Annotated in this window: 7 protein-coding genes and 4 pseudogenes; 8 read left to right on the forward strand and 3 right to left on the reverse strand. The window is 58.5% G+C overall.

All coding sequences use genetic code 11. The features are described from left to right. Positions 1 to 140 precede the first annotated feature (140 nt). The 7 genes and pseudogenes from ACP2YO_RS12200 (at position 141) to ACP2YO_RS12230 (ending at position 8164) form a co-directional block, all read left to right on the forward strand. A complete protein-coding gene (locus tag ACP2YO_RS12200) occupies positions 141 to 887 on the forward strand; it encodes a sulfotransferase (RefSeq protein ID WP_426441095.1) in 747 nt (248 codons plus the stop codon). A 522-nt stretch (positions 888 to 1409) separates the two neighbouring features. Further along, entirely contained in the window at positions 1410 to 2204 is a 795-nt protein-coding gene (locus tag ACP2YO_RS12205; protein WP_426443148.1) for an SDR family NAD(P)-dependent oxidoreductase, read from the forward strand. Positions 2205 to 2642: 438 nt separating this feature from the next. Beyond that, positions 2643 to 3443 (forward strand): annotated as a pseudogene (locus ACP2YO_RS12210) (IS630 family transposase); the annotation flags it as partial. Positions 3444 to 3716: 273 nt separating this feature from the next. Then, positions 3717 to 3872 carry a cold-shock protein gene (locus tag ACP2YO_RS12215; RefSeq protein ID WP_426443149.1) on the forward strand — a complete coding sequence of 52 codons (156 nt, stop codon included), beginning with the start codon at positions 3717 to 3719 and terminating at the stop codon, positions 3870 to 3872. 223 nt (positions 3873 to 4095) lie between these two features. Continuing rightward, positions 4096 to 6192: a prolyl oligopeptidase family serine peptidase gene (locus ACP2YO_RS12220; RefSeq protein WP_426441096.1), complete on the forward strand. Its 2097-nt coding sequence runs from the start codon at positions 4096 to 4098 to the stop codon at positions 6190 to 6192. Positions 6193 to 7302: 1110 nt separating this feature from the next. Beyond that, a pseudogene (locus tag ACP2YO_RS12225) lies at positions 7303 to 7424 on the forward strand (dimethylsulfone monooxygenase SfnG); the annotation flags it as partial. A 290-nt stretch (positions 7425 to 7714) separates the two neighbouring features. Further along, a complete protein-coding gene (locus tag ACP2YO_RS12230) occupies positions 7715 to 8164 on the forward strand; it encodes a GNAT family N-acetyltransferase (RefSeq protein WP_426443150.1) in 450 nt (149 codons plus the stop codon). Positions 8165 to 8515: 351 nt separating this feature from the next. Here the strand turns inward: ACP2YO_RS12230 and ACP2YO_RS12235 are convergent, their stop codons facing one another. The 3 genes and pseudogenes from ACP2YO_RS12235 to ACP2YO_RS12245 form a co-directional block, all read right to left on the reverse strand. Further along, positions 8516 to 9424: a LysR family transcriptional regulator gene (locus ACP2YO_RS12235; protein WP_426441097.1), complete on the reverse strand. Its 909-nt coding sequence runs from the start codon at positions 9422 to 9424 to the stop codon at positions 8516 to 8518. A 478-nt stretch (positions 9425 to 9902) separates the two neighbouring features. Further along, positions 9903 to 10022 (reverse strand): annotated as a pseudogene (locus ACP2YO_RS12240) (IS110 family transposase); the annotation flags it as partial. A gap of 198 nt (positions 10023 to 10220) precedes the next feature. Then, positions 10221 to 10670: pseudogene (locus ACP2YO_RS12245) on the reverse strand (AMP-binding protein); the annotation flags it as partial. Between the two features lie 1333 nt (positions 10671 to 12003). On the opposite strand from ACP2YO_RS12245, the gene glmS reads away from it, so the two are divergent. Beyond that, on the forward strand, positions 12004 to 13830 hold the full coding sequence (gene glmS, locus ACP2YO_RS12250) for a glutamine--fructose-6-phosphate transaminase (isomerizing) (RefSeq protein ID WP_426441098.1): 1827 nt from the start codon (positions 12004 to 12006) through the stop codon (positions 13828 to 13830). Positions 13831 to 13923 lie beyond the last annotated feature (93 nt).

Raw genomic sequence — 13923 nt, forward strand, 5'->3', positions numbered from 1 at the left:
GGGTGTGAAGCCAGCGGCAAGGATGCTCGTATCACGCCGATATATCCGGCTTATGGAACGATAGTATCACGTGTGGGCTGATCTAGCCTCATTGGTTAGAGGCTGGACTGTTTCGACCGAGTCAATCAGGAGCTGTCACGATGTTGAAATCCGAACTATCGCCTGAGCCGTTCGTCATCCTCGCGATGCCGAGGAGCGGCACCCACTATCTGGAAGAATTGCTCAATGAACATCCGAACGTGGTGAGCAACGGGGAATTGCTCAATGAGTATGATCCAAATTGGCCCGACAAGGCGCGGCTCCTAGGTAATGATCGTGAGCTTCTGGAGTGTGCCTACCTGCGCAATCCAATGCCGAGCGACAAAATCGACGTGACCCATGTTGGGTGCAAGATCAATGAACCGCAGTTTCATGACCGCCCGGGGATGCTGGCCGAGCTGGCCCGTTGGCCCCGCCTTAAGGTCATCGTGTGTCGTAGAAATCCGCTGGAATCGCTCCGCTCACTTGTGCAGGCGAGGCAAACCGGTGAATGGCTGAAATACGGCTCTGATAGCGACGACAAGCGACCGCCGCTCGTCAGCCTAAGCCTCAACACATGCGAAACCTACTTCAAGACCACCGCTGAGTTCCACGACAGGATCGGGCACTCATTCGCTTCGACCAACATCCTTGAGCTGGAGTATGAGAGGCTTCTTCGCGAGCCGCACCTGTGCTTGGAATTGGTTTGGGAATTCCTCGGGCTTCCTGTGCGGCCTGTTTTCGGTCGCGCCAAACTTCAGCGCCAGGAAGTGCGACCGCTAGACCAAACCGTAGAGAATTTTGATGAGTTGCGTCGCAAATGCAAAGCGGGACCTTACGCCAGGTACTTTGAGTCTGTTGACGCTTGAGAATGGCCTTCTATACCGTGGCGCCTGCGCTCGAATGCCCCCTGGTGGAAGCTGCTGCAAGAGCAGCGGGATGAACCGCTGGGGTTGCCAGCGAGCGGGCGTCTCGAATTGGCACTGACTATGGGATGGATGGCCAGGTGAGTGCCGTCCCTCCTGTCGCTGATAGCTCCTCGAGGATCGGGACGGGCGGCGTGCGACGGCATTCAACATCGGTAGGACCTTCACGTGCGCTTTCAGCCCAGCCAGTTCCACTGAACGAAGTTTTGCGCAACTGTGCGCGAAAAGAGCGAAGTTAAGGTGGCGCGGTCCTCGCGTTGCTGCTGTCGGAAAGCAAACGGACGTGATGTCTGAAACCCGTCAAGCGCGTCGTGAACACAGGCTTAGCTCCGCGACGCGCGTGAGTTACCCTGTCGATAGAGGTGGCCCAATTCCTGCACCAAGACACCAAGTAGGATGAGCTTAACCTGACAGGAGGCGTGTTTGAGGGCCGATCTGCTGAACAAGGATGCGGTCGCCAGACGAATGTCGGTTGATAATGACGGCACTTCATTCAAGTCCGATAAGGCACGCGCCCGGCGGAGAGAACGAAAGACGCTGCTGCTGACCGGAGCATCGCGTGGCATAGGTTACGCCACCGGAAAGCTGTTTTCGGAAGCTGGCTGGCGCATCATTTCGTGCGCGCGCCAACCGATCGATGCCCGGCGATGCCCTTGGGAGGCCGCATCCGACAATCATGTCCAGCTCGACCTCAGCGAGCATCGGTTGCTGCCGCGCGCCCTCGCCGAAGTCAAGGAGCGCCTCGCGGGCGCGCCGTTGCACGCCCTGATCAACAATGCAGCGATGTCACCGAAGACGTCGAGCGGCACACGACTAACATCGTTGGCGACCTCGATCGAGACCTGGATGGATGTGTTTCATCTCAATTTGGTGGCTCCAATTCTGCTTGCGCAAGGGCTCTTTGGCGAATTGAAAGCGGCGTCTGGATCGATCGTCAACGTGACCTCAATTGCAGGCTCGCGGGTGCACCCCTTCGCCGGCAGCGCCTACGCGACTTCGAAAGCCGCTCTAGCGTGTCTCACGCGCGAAATGGCTCACGACTATGCGCCGCATGGAATTCGTGTGAATGCGATCGCCCCGGGCGAGATCAAGACGGACATTTTGTCACCGGATACGGAGGCTCGGGTCGTACCGAACATCCCGCTGCGCCGGGTGGGAACTCCTGAAGAGGTCGCTAAGGTCATCTTCTTCCTATGCTCGGATGACGCCAGTTATATCACCGGCGCTGAAGTGCCGATCAATGGTGGCCAACACCTCTGATCGACTGGACCTGGACTAATAAGTGTACCACACAAGTTTGTCTTTCCCGATACCTCCGAGCGTTGATCGAAACGTAAGGAAGGTCACATCAAGGAATTCGGCTTTACAACCTGGTTAGGGCGATCCGTTGCGCCGAATGAAAGTGCATGACGCATTGGCGCTTGCGCTCCTTGTGATCAGTCAGTCGCATCGTATACTGGCGTTGCAAAAAGGGGCGCCGTTTGCGATCGGGAGCTGCCCGAGCAAAGCTTGCGAGCTCGGATTGGAATTGGCTCGGGCCGTTCACCGCTAGCGGAAGCTTAGAGTAGCTGAAAGACTGTGATCGCCAGCGCTCACCCGATGCCAGTCTGGTAGAGACTTGCCGCTACTGCAAAGCCCGCCTGAGGGTTCTTGTAACTCAAATTCGGGACCCAAATGCGCAGAAGCGCTCCTTTCACAAAGCGCGCACAGATTTTGCTGGCCGTCGACGCCGGGGCGGGCGACGAGGAGATCGCCAGAAGCGTTGGTGTGGATGGCTCGACCGTGTACCGGACCAAGGGCCTGGCGGAAAATGACCTCAAGCCGTGGCGCAAAGACATGTGGTGCATTCCGCAGGTCGATGGCGAATACGTCGCCCGCATGGAGGACGTGCTCGATCTCTATGCCGAGGCGCCCGATCCCAAGCGGCCGGTCGTGTGCCTCGACGAAAGTCCGGTGCAACTCATCGGCGAGGTGCGTCAGCCAATCCCGGCCAAGCCGGGCCGGCTCGAACGCTACGATTACGAGTATCGTCGCAATGGGACGGTCACTCTTCGTCCTCCTCGACGTGCATCGTCCCTGGCGCAAGGTCAAGCTCACGGAACGGCGAACGGCGGAAGACTATGCCCGATGCATCCGTGACCTCGTCGACATCCACTATCCCGATGCCGAGACCATCCGGATCGTTCAGGACAATTTATCGACCCACTCCGCCGGCGCCCTCTACCAGACGTTCCTGCCCACCGAAGCCAGGCGGATCTTGCGGCGGGTCGAGTTCCACTACCCAAGCATGCAAGCTGGCTCAACATGGTTGAGATCGAGATCGGCGTCTTGCGGGGACAGTGCCTCGATCGCAGGATCGACGACCCCACGCGATTATGCCGCGAAATCACCGCTTGGGAACGGCAGAGAAATTCTGCACGCTCACGCATCAAATGGATGTTCACGACAGAAAAGGCCCGCGCCAAACTGGAGCGCGCCTACCCAGACACTTCCAAAGAGCCAAAATCACTGTGTAGAGGTACTAGTGTTGTCGGGTTGAAGACATTCGCTGCGTGGCACTCAAGAGCGACAGACAAAGAATTCCGCGAATATCGCGCCAAACACGCGGTCTTCTACACGTATCCACAGTGCTTTGGGAGCGGCACGCTGTTTGCTGAGAAGAGCAACGCGGCTGCTAGATCGCAGCGCGTGATTCAGTGTCGTTTTTAAGGAGCAAAGACAGTGGCAATTGGAACCGTGAGATGGTTCAACCCGACTAAAGCCTACGGCTAAATCGCGCCGGACGCCGGCGGCCGTGATGTGTTTGTTCATATCTCTGCGGTGCAGAAAGCTGGCTTGGCCTTACTCCCAGAAGGAGACAAGATCAGCTACGAAGCAAAGATTGGCCGCTCGGGGAAGATGTCAGCCGAAAACCTGCGCATCGTCTAGCATTTCTGCCTTGGCAAGCGAGCGACAGCGGCTCGTCAACGAGCTGCAGGCGTGCGGCGCTGACCTTAATGGCGATATCTGCGGAGCAATTTTAAGTTCGAACGAATCAACTTGAATCGGATGCCGCGTTAGGTTGTAGGCTCGGGGGTGTGACCAAACCAAATGGTGCAAGTCTCGATGGCGCATCGAAAGTGCGCGCCAATGCCAGCCCTGGGAGTAAACGGTGTCGAAAGCAAGCTCGACGACAAAGTCGCAGGCTGGAAGGCCAACGCTCTCCGCTCCCGATGACGATCCCTATCTCTGGCTGGAAGAGATAGAGGGCCGGCGCGCGCTAAATTTTGTCGAGCGGCAGAACGGCAGGACGTTGCGGGCTTTCGGCGGAGCGACCTTCGAGCGGGATCGAGACGCGCTGGCTTCGATCTATGATCGACCGGACAATATTCCCTATGTCGGGCGGCGTGGTGACTATCTCTACAATGTCTGGAAGGACGCGGGCAACCTGCGCGGCCTGTGGCGAGTGACCACGCTGGACGAATTTCGTAAGCCGAATCCTTCCTGGGAAATCTTGCTCGATATCGACCAGCTCGCGGCAAAGGAAGGCGATGACTGGCTTCTGAACTCAACGGCTTCGCTGCCAGGAGATCATCCACGCATCATTGTGAGTCTGTCGCGCGGCGGCAGCGATGCTGTCACCTTGCGCGAATTCGACCTTAATACGAAAAGCTTTGTGGCCGACGGCTTCACGTTGCCGGAAGCCAAGAGTGCCGCCACTTGGGTCGATCCCGACACGCTGCTGTTGTCCAGCGCACATGGCAACGGCATGGCAACGACATCGGGCTATTCGAGGACCGTGCGATTGTGGCGCCGCGGCGAGCCTGTGGAGCGCGCGGCCGTGGTGTTCGGGACCACGCCAGATCGCATGTGTGCCTGTTGCGAAGTCGATCGGACCGGACAATGGCCACGTGTCTGGTTCGTCGATCAGCTGGATTTCTTCAACTTCGACGTCTGGCTCGGAACCGAAAGCGGCGCGAGCGTGAAGCTCGACCTTCCCTCCGACATCCGGCTGCGAGCGCACCGAGACTGGTTTGTCGTCAAGCTGCGTTCAGCATGGAGTATTGCCGGCGTCACCCACGCGCCCGATACTGTGCTTGGGATGTCGTTGTCTGCCTTTCTGGCCGGCGATCGCAACTTCACGATCGTTTTCGCGCCGGGTCCGCGCCGGGCACTGCAGGGATTGTTCTGGGCCGGCGACAAACTCGTCCTTTCGATCCTCGACGGGCGACGCCCAGTATTCGAGACTTGCACGCCCTCGTCCGCCGGCTGGAGCCACGAGAATTTGCGCGGGCTGCCCGGCATCGGCGTCGTCGACGTCTGGCCCCTCGATCGCCATCCATCCGAAAGCAACGGCGACCTTCTCGCCACCGTCCAGGATCCACTCACGTCACCTTCGCTGGTGCTGATCGAGCGAAGCATCTCCAGCCCGATCGTGCTGAAGCGGGCGCCAAAGACGTATAGCGCCGAGGGCCTTGTGGTCACGCAGCACGAGGCGATCTCGATCGATGGTGAGCGGATTCCCTATGTGCAGACCGGTCCGGCCGCAGAGAGCGGCAACGCGCCGGTCCATATGAGCGGCTATGGCGGCTTTGGGCTCTCAGTGAGGCCGTACTACAATCCAGCCCTCGGCAGGCTTTGGTTGGAGCGTGGTGGCACCACCGTACAGGCGAACCTGCTTGGTGGGGGCGCGTTCGGCACACGTTGGCACGACGCCGGCCGGCTTGCCGGCAAGACACGATCGCATGATGACTTCGCGGCCGTGGCCGCCGATCTGGTGCGCCGTGGCGTGACTGAGCCGAGGCGGATAGCCGCCGAAAGTGGATCGAACGGCGACATCCTCATCAGCAACATGCTCACGCGCTACCCTGCGCGGTTCGGCGCATTGTTTTACACGATTCCTCTGATCGACATGCGTCGCTACACAAAGCTGCTTGCGGGTGCGAGCTGGATCGCGGAATTTGGTGACTCCGACAAGCCTGAGGAGTGGGAATGGCTCAAGACTTATTCCGCCTATCATGCGGCCAAACCGGGCCAAATCTATCCGTCGATTCTGATCGCCACCACGCGGCGGGACGATCGGGTTCATCCGGGGCACGCCCGCAAGATGGTAGCGAAACTGCAGGTGATGGGCTACGAGGCCTATTTCTACGAGGCAGCCGCGGACGGCCACGGCTATGGCAGGGACAACAAGGAGCATGCCAGCGTTCAGGTGCTTGGTTTTCGGTTCCTGAAGAGCAAGATCGGCTGGTTGGACGATGAGGCCTAAGCGAGCTTCACCCGTAACCTATGGCGAGTGCTGATCGAGCGGGACTGGGCGCAGACGAGGGAAGCAGTGCCGTCACCGCTCCACGCTCTGGCGAAGGTGAGAACGCGGTGAGAGTGGCGGAGGTAGCCGAAAGCGACAGCCGATACGACCGCAGCAAGGACACGCTCCGCCGCATACGCCTCGAGGACTGGGCCGAGGTGCCATTGGCGGAGCCAATCCAAAAAACACGGCGCAGCCCCTCAGAACGCGTTCGCGGTATTTTGGCGCAAGGCGTCGCGTCCTGCTTCGACAGTCCGAAAAGGAGCGCGAAAGCGGAGCGTCCGCATCATCGCCGCGCCTGCGCAGGCGTATGTGCTTCCTGCTCGGCAAATTTGCCGCCGATTTTCCCGAGATCGTCCGGCGCGACGCCGCCGCAGCCCTCACTATGGCGCGTCACAGCTGGTGGCCCTCGATGATGCTCGAGGATTAGCTTTGAGCAAGTCAAGCATGACTTCGACCGGAGAACCAGGATCGATGCGATGGCGCAAATTGGTGTCTCGACTAAGGCTCCCTCGGCACCTTCTTCAGCTTCCCCTCATTCGACGGACGCCTGCAGCCGCCAAGGATTAACTTGTTTGAGGTTCGATCAATATAGTGGCGCTGGTCAGGCACGTCGGTTGTGACAGGCGGTGATGTTTTCACGCGGCAACAAACGATCCGTTCGTCGCAAATATAAGAAAGCTGGTTTTCCAACCGCGACAAAAAAGAGTGCGTCGTCGACTCGCGCCGCGGTTCATTCTCTGAGACTATTGGCCAGCGGTTCGTTCATAGGGGTGCGCTGATGAGATCGAAGGACGTTTTCGACGAACTCGACAACTCCGATTCACACGGCACCATCCGACGTGCGCGTCGTTTTGTTGACCTAACTCACCCCGCGTCCACGTGCTGACACCGCCGATCGCGGAACACCTCTACGATTGTTTGGCGCCGCATTAAACAGCCGCGGGCCCGCTCGCATGGAGCAAAATGCTACCTGCGTCAATCGGTCGCCAGTCTGATCGAGCTCATCTAGCTCGCCAAGCAAGCAGGATACCACCGAACGACCCATAGGGTCGCCGAAAGGATGCGGAAGTGTCTGGTGGCCTTGTCGTTGCGTTGGTCGAACAACGCTTTAGCCATAGGCCGGCTACGATCGAAAGCTCGCCCAGATTGCCGAGAAAGCAGGTTTCGATTATCTCTTGAGCGAGAACCGTCAGCTAAGAGCCAAGCGAGGATCTAGCGACCTCTCAATGGTGTGAACAACGGCGTCATTGGACCTTCAATTTGTCGGCATATCTACTTTTGGTTGTTGGCTGCGGCAGCTTCCGTCTCCGTTGCTGCCGCTGAACAATGTGGTGGAGGATGTGACATGGTGACGACGTGTGAGGTGTCGGTCGATGATTCCGCAACGGTGACTCAGATGGTCAGTGCTCTGCTTGCCGAACTTGGGGCCGGTCACGTGCAGGCCGGAGTAGATACTCAACTGGTTGCCGAACTGCTGGCCATGAAAGAGCGCATCTCGGGGTTTCTTGCTTTTACGGAGCAACGCCCTATCGGCCTAATCATGCTATCGGAAAGCGCCGCCCTCTTTGCGCGCGGAACCTACGGCATTATCACTGAGCTCTACGTGGTGCCGGATCAGCGATCATCTGGTGTTGCGATGGCGCTCATCGACGCGGCCGTTACCCTTGGGACAACGAAAGGCTGGGGCCAACTTGAAGTGGGGGCACCAAGGCAGCCGATGTGGAGCCGCAGTCCCAACTCAGCATTGTACTTGAAGCTCGGCTTCTCAGAGATTGGCCCGCGCCTCAAATTGCCGTTGCACGGCCTAGCTAGCCCACGAGGGCAGGGTACCCCTGCGGCCAACCCTGCGGCCCCATCGGGGCTGGACCCTCGGCTGCGACGCGCACCGCGGCGCCGTGTCCCGAATTCATCCGCTGCAAGATTTGCATAAATTGTGTGTAGCAGATACGCGGTTGTGGAGGCTATGTGGCGCCGCCAGGCGGGCTTGATCTCTCGCGGGGCAAGGCCGACATGCCCATTGGCGTCTTGCGCGACCAGATCAGGTATAGGCCTAGCTGAGCCCTTTTAGGCTTTTAATTGCAGCCTGCGAACGTGGAGGGCCTCAGCCGAGCCATCCTCACAAGAGCCAGAACTCCGAAGCGACTTCTGTTTCTGACAACTCTATTTCGAATTGGGTCGGCCTAGACGATCAATCGCCATCGGATCGATCCCTGCGCTGGCGTATGCGTATGATCGCCACGTGCTGTAGTTAGCTAGGCCACGCGTTCGAGTTCAGGCGATCTCATGCTATGCGGGACGCCTCCTGCAAAAAAATGCTCCGCATCCAAATGCTGGCCGGATCAGCGTTGTGAAGTGCAGGCCACTGGACGGCCTCGGTGAACGCAAAAACCGGCAACGGAGCTTGGATCCTTCGCAAGGGCATTGTGTTCTCGAAATGCCTAAACATCCTCGTTGGCATTGTCGCTATACGATCAGTCCCCAATATCAGGGGGGGAATCAGGCTAAAGCCCGGCACAGCGACCTCAATGCGAATCTTGAGATCGTGCTCGACCAAGAGCCATTCATCGAACGAAGGTCTGATCGTCCGCCCGAATTTGGCGGCAACCTGTCCAATCGACAAGTATCTCTCTAATGTAAGCGGCTTAGCTAGCTGCTTGTTCATGCTGCAGCCGACGTATACGTATCTTTCGTCAAATAGCGGCATTTTTGGATGCGTGCGCGACATGAACAATTCCGGACAAACTAAGAAGTCAACCTCACCGCGCCGGAGAAGCTGATCGGGGTCCTCTTCAGGCGGCAGCAAGTCGAAGGAGACGGCGGGAGCTTCCTGCGCGACGCGGTCCACGACCTTTCGAAGAAACACGGTCATCATGAAATCGGAAAGGATGATCCTGAAGCGGCGATTCGATTGCGCCGGCTTAAATCCGTCGGGGGAAATAATGGAGAGTTGGATGTGCGACAGAGCCTCGCGAACTGGGGCAGCAAGCGCCTCGGCTCGAGGCGTGGGAACAAGCTGGCGACCCATCATCGTAAAAAGCTCGTCGTGGAAATAGGCGCGCAATCGCGCAACGGCCGCGCTCATGGCCGGCTGACTCAGATTGATTCGCCGCGCCGCCGCGGTGAGGTTCCGCTCGGTCATGAGAGCGTCGAGCGCGACGAGAAGATTTAGATCAAGGCCGTTGAAACGCATGGCGCGAAGTTATCCATCGTGTGGATGTGCTCCATCTAAACAATCGATTTTTCCAACTGACATGAGCCGCGGCAAACCTTAGATGGAGAGTTAGATTTAAGACATAGCGGGATGATGACGAACTGCTGCACCTGCTTCCGAAAGAAGTTCCAACTTTATGCGAGCGTCTACGTTAGCGCAGGGCCATCGCAGGCCCGTATCTCTACAGACTGCAGATGTGGACGGCCCCCACTTGTCAGGATTGTAGCAGACTTCTGGCCAGATCGCTTGCTATCAGATGTCCGGCCTGTTTGCGCGGACAAAGTCCGCTGGCCGAGATGGTGTTCGCTACGCACGCTCCGAGCACATTGCGACACTCGTGGTGCCAGTGTAATCTTCGGAAGCTCGCGCGTATCGACCGATCGGTCCCTCCATCTACTGCGTCATGCAAGTTCGTGGGCAATCCGCCGAGCAACCTCGCTCGCCGGCCGATTTCAGATCAAGTCGGCATGCCGGCTACCGGCCGGTTGTACACGCCGCCCGATATCATCAAGCGCCAGGCGATGCGAGCAAACTTATTGGCCAAGGCGACGGCGACCCAGCGCTTGGACGGTTGCGCAGGTTCGCAGTGGCGCGGCATGATAGAGATGAGCAGTGCACAGATAGATTGTCCTCTCATCGAAGCCAAAATTCGACGAAAACGCCTGCACGATTGTATCGCCAGGATTGGCACCTGTCGCTTCGGCAACGCATGCCTCATCCCTTTTGGCCTCCCGGTCGTGCCAGAAGAATACAACATGTGGGCGCCACGAGGTTGGGAAGAGGGCAGGGTGGCGCGAGCTGTCTTCAATGCCTGCTCGTACGTCTCGTAACCTGCCAGATCTCCCTCGAGACAAACACGACGCTCGAGCCGCTCATGCTCGTTGATGGTCCGTGCCGTCTTGAGTGCACCACGGCCCACGAACAGAGCGGCAGCGCCTGAATTACCGAGCATATAGTCGACTTCACCGTGGTCCAGCCGACAATTGGTCGGCATCAGGTACAAGCCGGAGCGCTGAGTAGCCCGGTAGATATCGAGAATCCAAGAGCTGTTGTCAGAGAGCACTACCACAACGTCGCCGGACCGTAAGCCGGCGTCGAAGAGCCAGTTTGCAGCCGGTCGAGACCGATTCTCCAATTCGGCGTACGTCACGACCTCGCCGGTTGCCGTCATGATGAGGGCAGGGTGGTCCGGATTACCTTCCCATCTGATGCTCTTTTGCGGCATGGCTCACGGCACATGGATCGAGAACATCCGATCAACCGTCTGCGCGCAGATCGTGCTGGCCCATCGGAATTTATGACGATCCGCGGAGTTTAATTAGGGGCTTCGACTACGACGGAAGTCGTCGGATATCGAGCGTCCGCAAACTGATCAAGGGCTTCGCCAGGAAACCGCAGAAAATCCATTTTGAGCAGTGACCCGATGTACCACGCCACATAGGAATGCTCAGCATTCTGCATGAACATGCGAGGCTGGCCGGCGAGGGACACTGTACGATCATCGCAATTAGCAGGCCGGTGCTGCACAACGCCTTGAGCGCAGCTCGCCATACCGGACCTGAAAACCTCCTTGACCAATTCGCCGGCCTCACCGAGCTCGTACAATAATGGAGGCGGGCGATCTCGAAACCGCGAACTCGCCAATGACAACGGGGGGTGAGAAGCATTTTGACAGCTATCCACGGTATAGATGCGGCCCATCAACACAATCGATTTTACCAATCCTATAAGATCCCGCATAAGAAAACGTCTCGGTCTGGAGAAAAGCCTTCGGCCAATCAGAATGGTGTTCGATCTTTGCCTAGGTTCGGGGGAATATTTTCAGTGCATGCCGAGCATCAACTCAAGCGCATTTTCAGTCCGGCTATGTGCTTGGGCGGTTACATCGCGCGGGTTGGAAGCGACAGGCGAAGCCCAAGGGGAAGCTCAAGGGGCTGCGTCGTTGTTTGCCAATTTCTCCTGTAGGCAGGGCGCTGGACGGCACCAAATTGCGTTCGAAACGGAGATCGACTCTCTGTGGTTAAGGTTCGCGGCGAATGCCCTCGCCGTTAATGGACTGTCGGTAAGCCCTCCCGCTGTCGACGGAAGCTGGCGGAATGTTTATCCAGCTATCCGCTTTACTAACCTCTTGGGAAGGGGCTTGGCGTTATACTTGGCTCTCAACGCATCCAACGATAATGAAGTTCATACCGGAAAATAGTGGGACACCTCGCACGTGGTCGATCTGCATCGGGTGTCATCGATCCCTGGCGAGAGGCAACTTGCGTGATGTGTCCACGCGGCGGCCCTACCGCGACTACGATGTTGTCTTCCGAAGAGTCAGCACATGGCTATCTGTCCGCCACGCGCTCGCGCCCTATTGTCTCCTGCTGCCGCCACATGCGGGGCTTCGATCGTGCTCGCCTGAGCCGCGCTTCGGCTGGGGGAGCTTGGACTGCCCTGCAGAATTCAAAGTACCCAAATCCGCAACAATCATTGAGCACCTTCAATCGAAGGTCTCAAGAAAAGTGTAGCGGCTTTAAAAGCATTATTCCTGAAATTGGGGGATGTTGATCCGCATGTGTGGGATTGTAGGCATTTTGGGGCGCGTACCCGTTGCGGAGCAATTGATCGAGGCGCTCAGGCGACTGCAATACCGCGGCTACGATTCCGCTGGAATCGCGACGCTCGAAGGCAATCAGCTTGAGCGCCGGCGCGCCGAGGGCAAGTTGAACAATCTAGAAGCCCGCCTACGCGGCAATCCGCTATCGGGTCGCGCCGGTATTGGTCATACCCGCTGGGCCACTCATGGCAAGCCCACGGAGTACAACGCGCATCCGCATACGACAGACAATGTCGCGGTCGTCCATAACGGGATCATCGAGAATTTTCGTGAGTTGCGCGCCGAACTTGAGCAGAATGGCGCCAGATTTGTTTCCGACACTGACACTGAGGTGGTGGCGCATCTGGTCGAATCCTATCTGAAGAAGTGCTACTCGCCCCAAAAAGCGGTGAAAGCATCCTTACCGCGACTGCGCGGTATGTTTGCCCTGGTATTCCTGTTCAAGGGGCACGACGATCTCATGATCGCCGCCCGGAAGGGATCCCCGCTCGCGCTCAGCCGTGGCAATGGCGAGGTGTATATCGGTTCGGATGCCATGGCGCTTGCCCCATTCACCGACGCCATCACTTATCTTGAAGATGGGGACTGGGCCGTGCTCACCCGCAAGGTCGGCGTCATCTACGATTCCAACGGGGCAGTCGCGCATCGCGAGACGCGGAAGTCGGGTGTGTCGTCGCTCTTGGTTGACAAGGCGAATTACCGACACTTTATGGCCAAGGAAATCCACGAGCAGCCGGAGGTGGTCGGGCAGACTCTGGCGCGCTATATCGACACAGCCTGCGAACGTGTTGCGCTGCCCATCAAGCTGCCGTTCGACTTCAGAGACGTCCAGCGCATCACGATCACCGCTTGCGGCACAGCGAGCTATGCTGGCAACGTCGCAAAATACTGGCTCGAGCGTTTTGCCCGCGTGCCGGTCGAAGTCGACGTCGCCTCCGAGTTCCGCTACCGCGAATCCGCCTTGCGCAAAGGCGATCTTGCGATCGTTGTTTCGCAGTCGGGCGAGACCGCGGATACGCTTGCTGCGCTCCGCTACGCCAAGGCGGAAGGCGCACACACACTTGCGGTCGTCAATGTACCAACGTCGACCATCGCTCGCGAGAGCGAAACCGTGCTGCCGACGCTGGCCGGCCCGGAGATCGGCGTTGCCTCGACCAAAGCCTTTACCTGCCAACTAATAGTGCTAGCCGCGCTTGGAGTCGCGGCCGCCAAGGCGCGCGGCGAACTGTCCGATGATGAGGAGATCGAGTTGGTCCGTGGCTTGGTTGAAATTCCTCGCCTGATGGCGGCAGCGCTTACCACCGAGCCGCAGATCGAGAGGCTTGCGCGCGACATCGCCAAAGCGCGCGACGTGCTCTATCTCGGTCGTGGCACGAGCTTCCCGATCGCGCTGGAGGGCGCATTGAAACTGAAGGAAATCTCCTACATCCATGCAGAGGGGTATGCTGCGGGCGAGCTCAAACACGGGCCGATCGCGCTGATCGACGAGACCGTGCCAGTAGTGGTGATCGCACCGCATGACCGTTTATTCGAGAAAACGGTCTCGAACATGCAGGAGGTGGCAGCGCGCGGCGGCAATATTGTCCTCATGACCGATGCCAAGGGCGCTGAAGAGGCGACACTGGATACGTTCGCCACCATCGTGCTGCCGGACATGCCAGCCGCCTTCACGCCGATGGTCTACGCGATCCCCGTGCAGCTGCTCGCCTACCATACGGCCGTCGTGATGGGCACCGATGTCGACCAGCCGCGGAATCTCGCCAAATCCGTGACCGTCGAATAGTGAGCCGGTCGGTCGCTTCTGGTCCTCAAACTGGCCTAGGCAATTATGTCTGGGCATCCACGACTGGCCAGCGCCGCCAAGGTTGGGCTGTCA

This window comes from Bradyrhizobium genosp. P (assembly GCF_049949265.1).
Lineage (GTDB): Bacteria > Pseudomonadota > Alphaproteobacteria > Rhizobiales > Xanthobacteraceae > Bradyrhizobium.

Bases quoted from the DNA above. Each gene is read 5' to 3' on its own strand.
- ACP2YO_RS12200 (WP_426441095.1), top strand. From the start codon at position 141: ATGTTGAAATCCGAACTATCGCCTGAGCCGTTCGTCATCCTCGCGATG.
- ACP2YO_RS12205 (WP_426443148.1), top strand. From the start codon at position 1,410: ATGTCGGTTGATAATGACGGCACTTCATTCAAGTCCGATAAGGCACGC.
- ACP2YO_RS12230 (WP_426443150.1), top strand. From the start codon at position 7,715: ATGAAAGAGCGCATCTCGGGGTTTCTTGCTTTTACGGAGCAACGCCCT.
- ACP2YO_RS12235 (WP_426441097.1), bottom strand. From the start codon at position 9,424: ATGCGTTTCAACGGCCTTGATCTAAATCTTCTCGTCGCGCTCGACGCT.
- glmS (WP_426441098.1), top strand. From the start codon at position 12,004: ATGTGTGGGATTGTAGGCATTTTGGGGCGCGTACCCGTTGCGGAGCAA.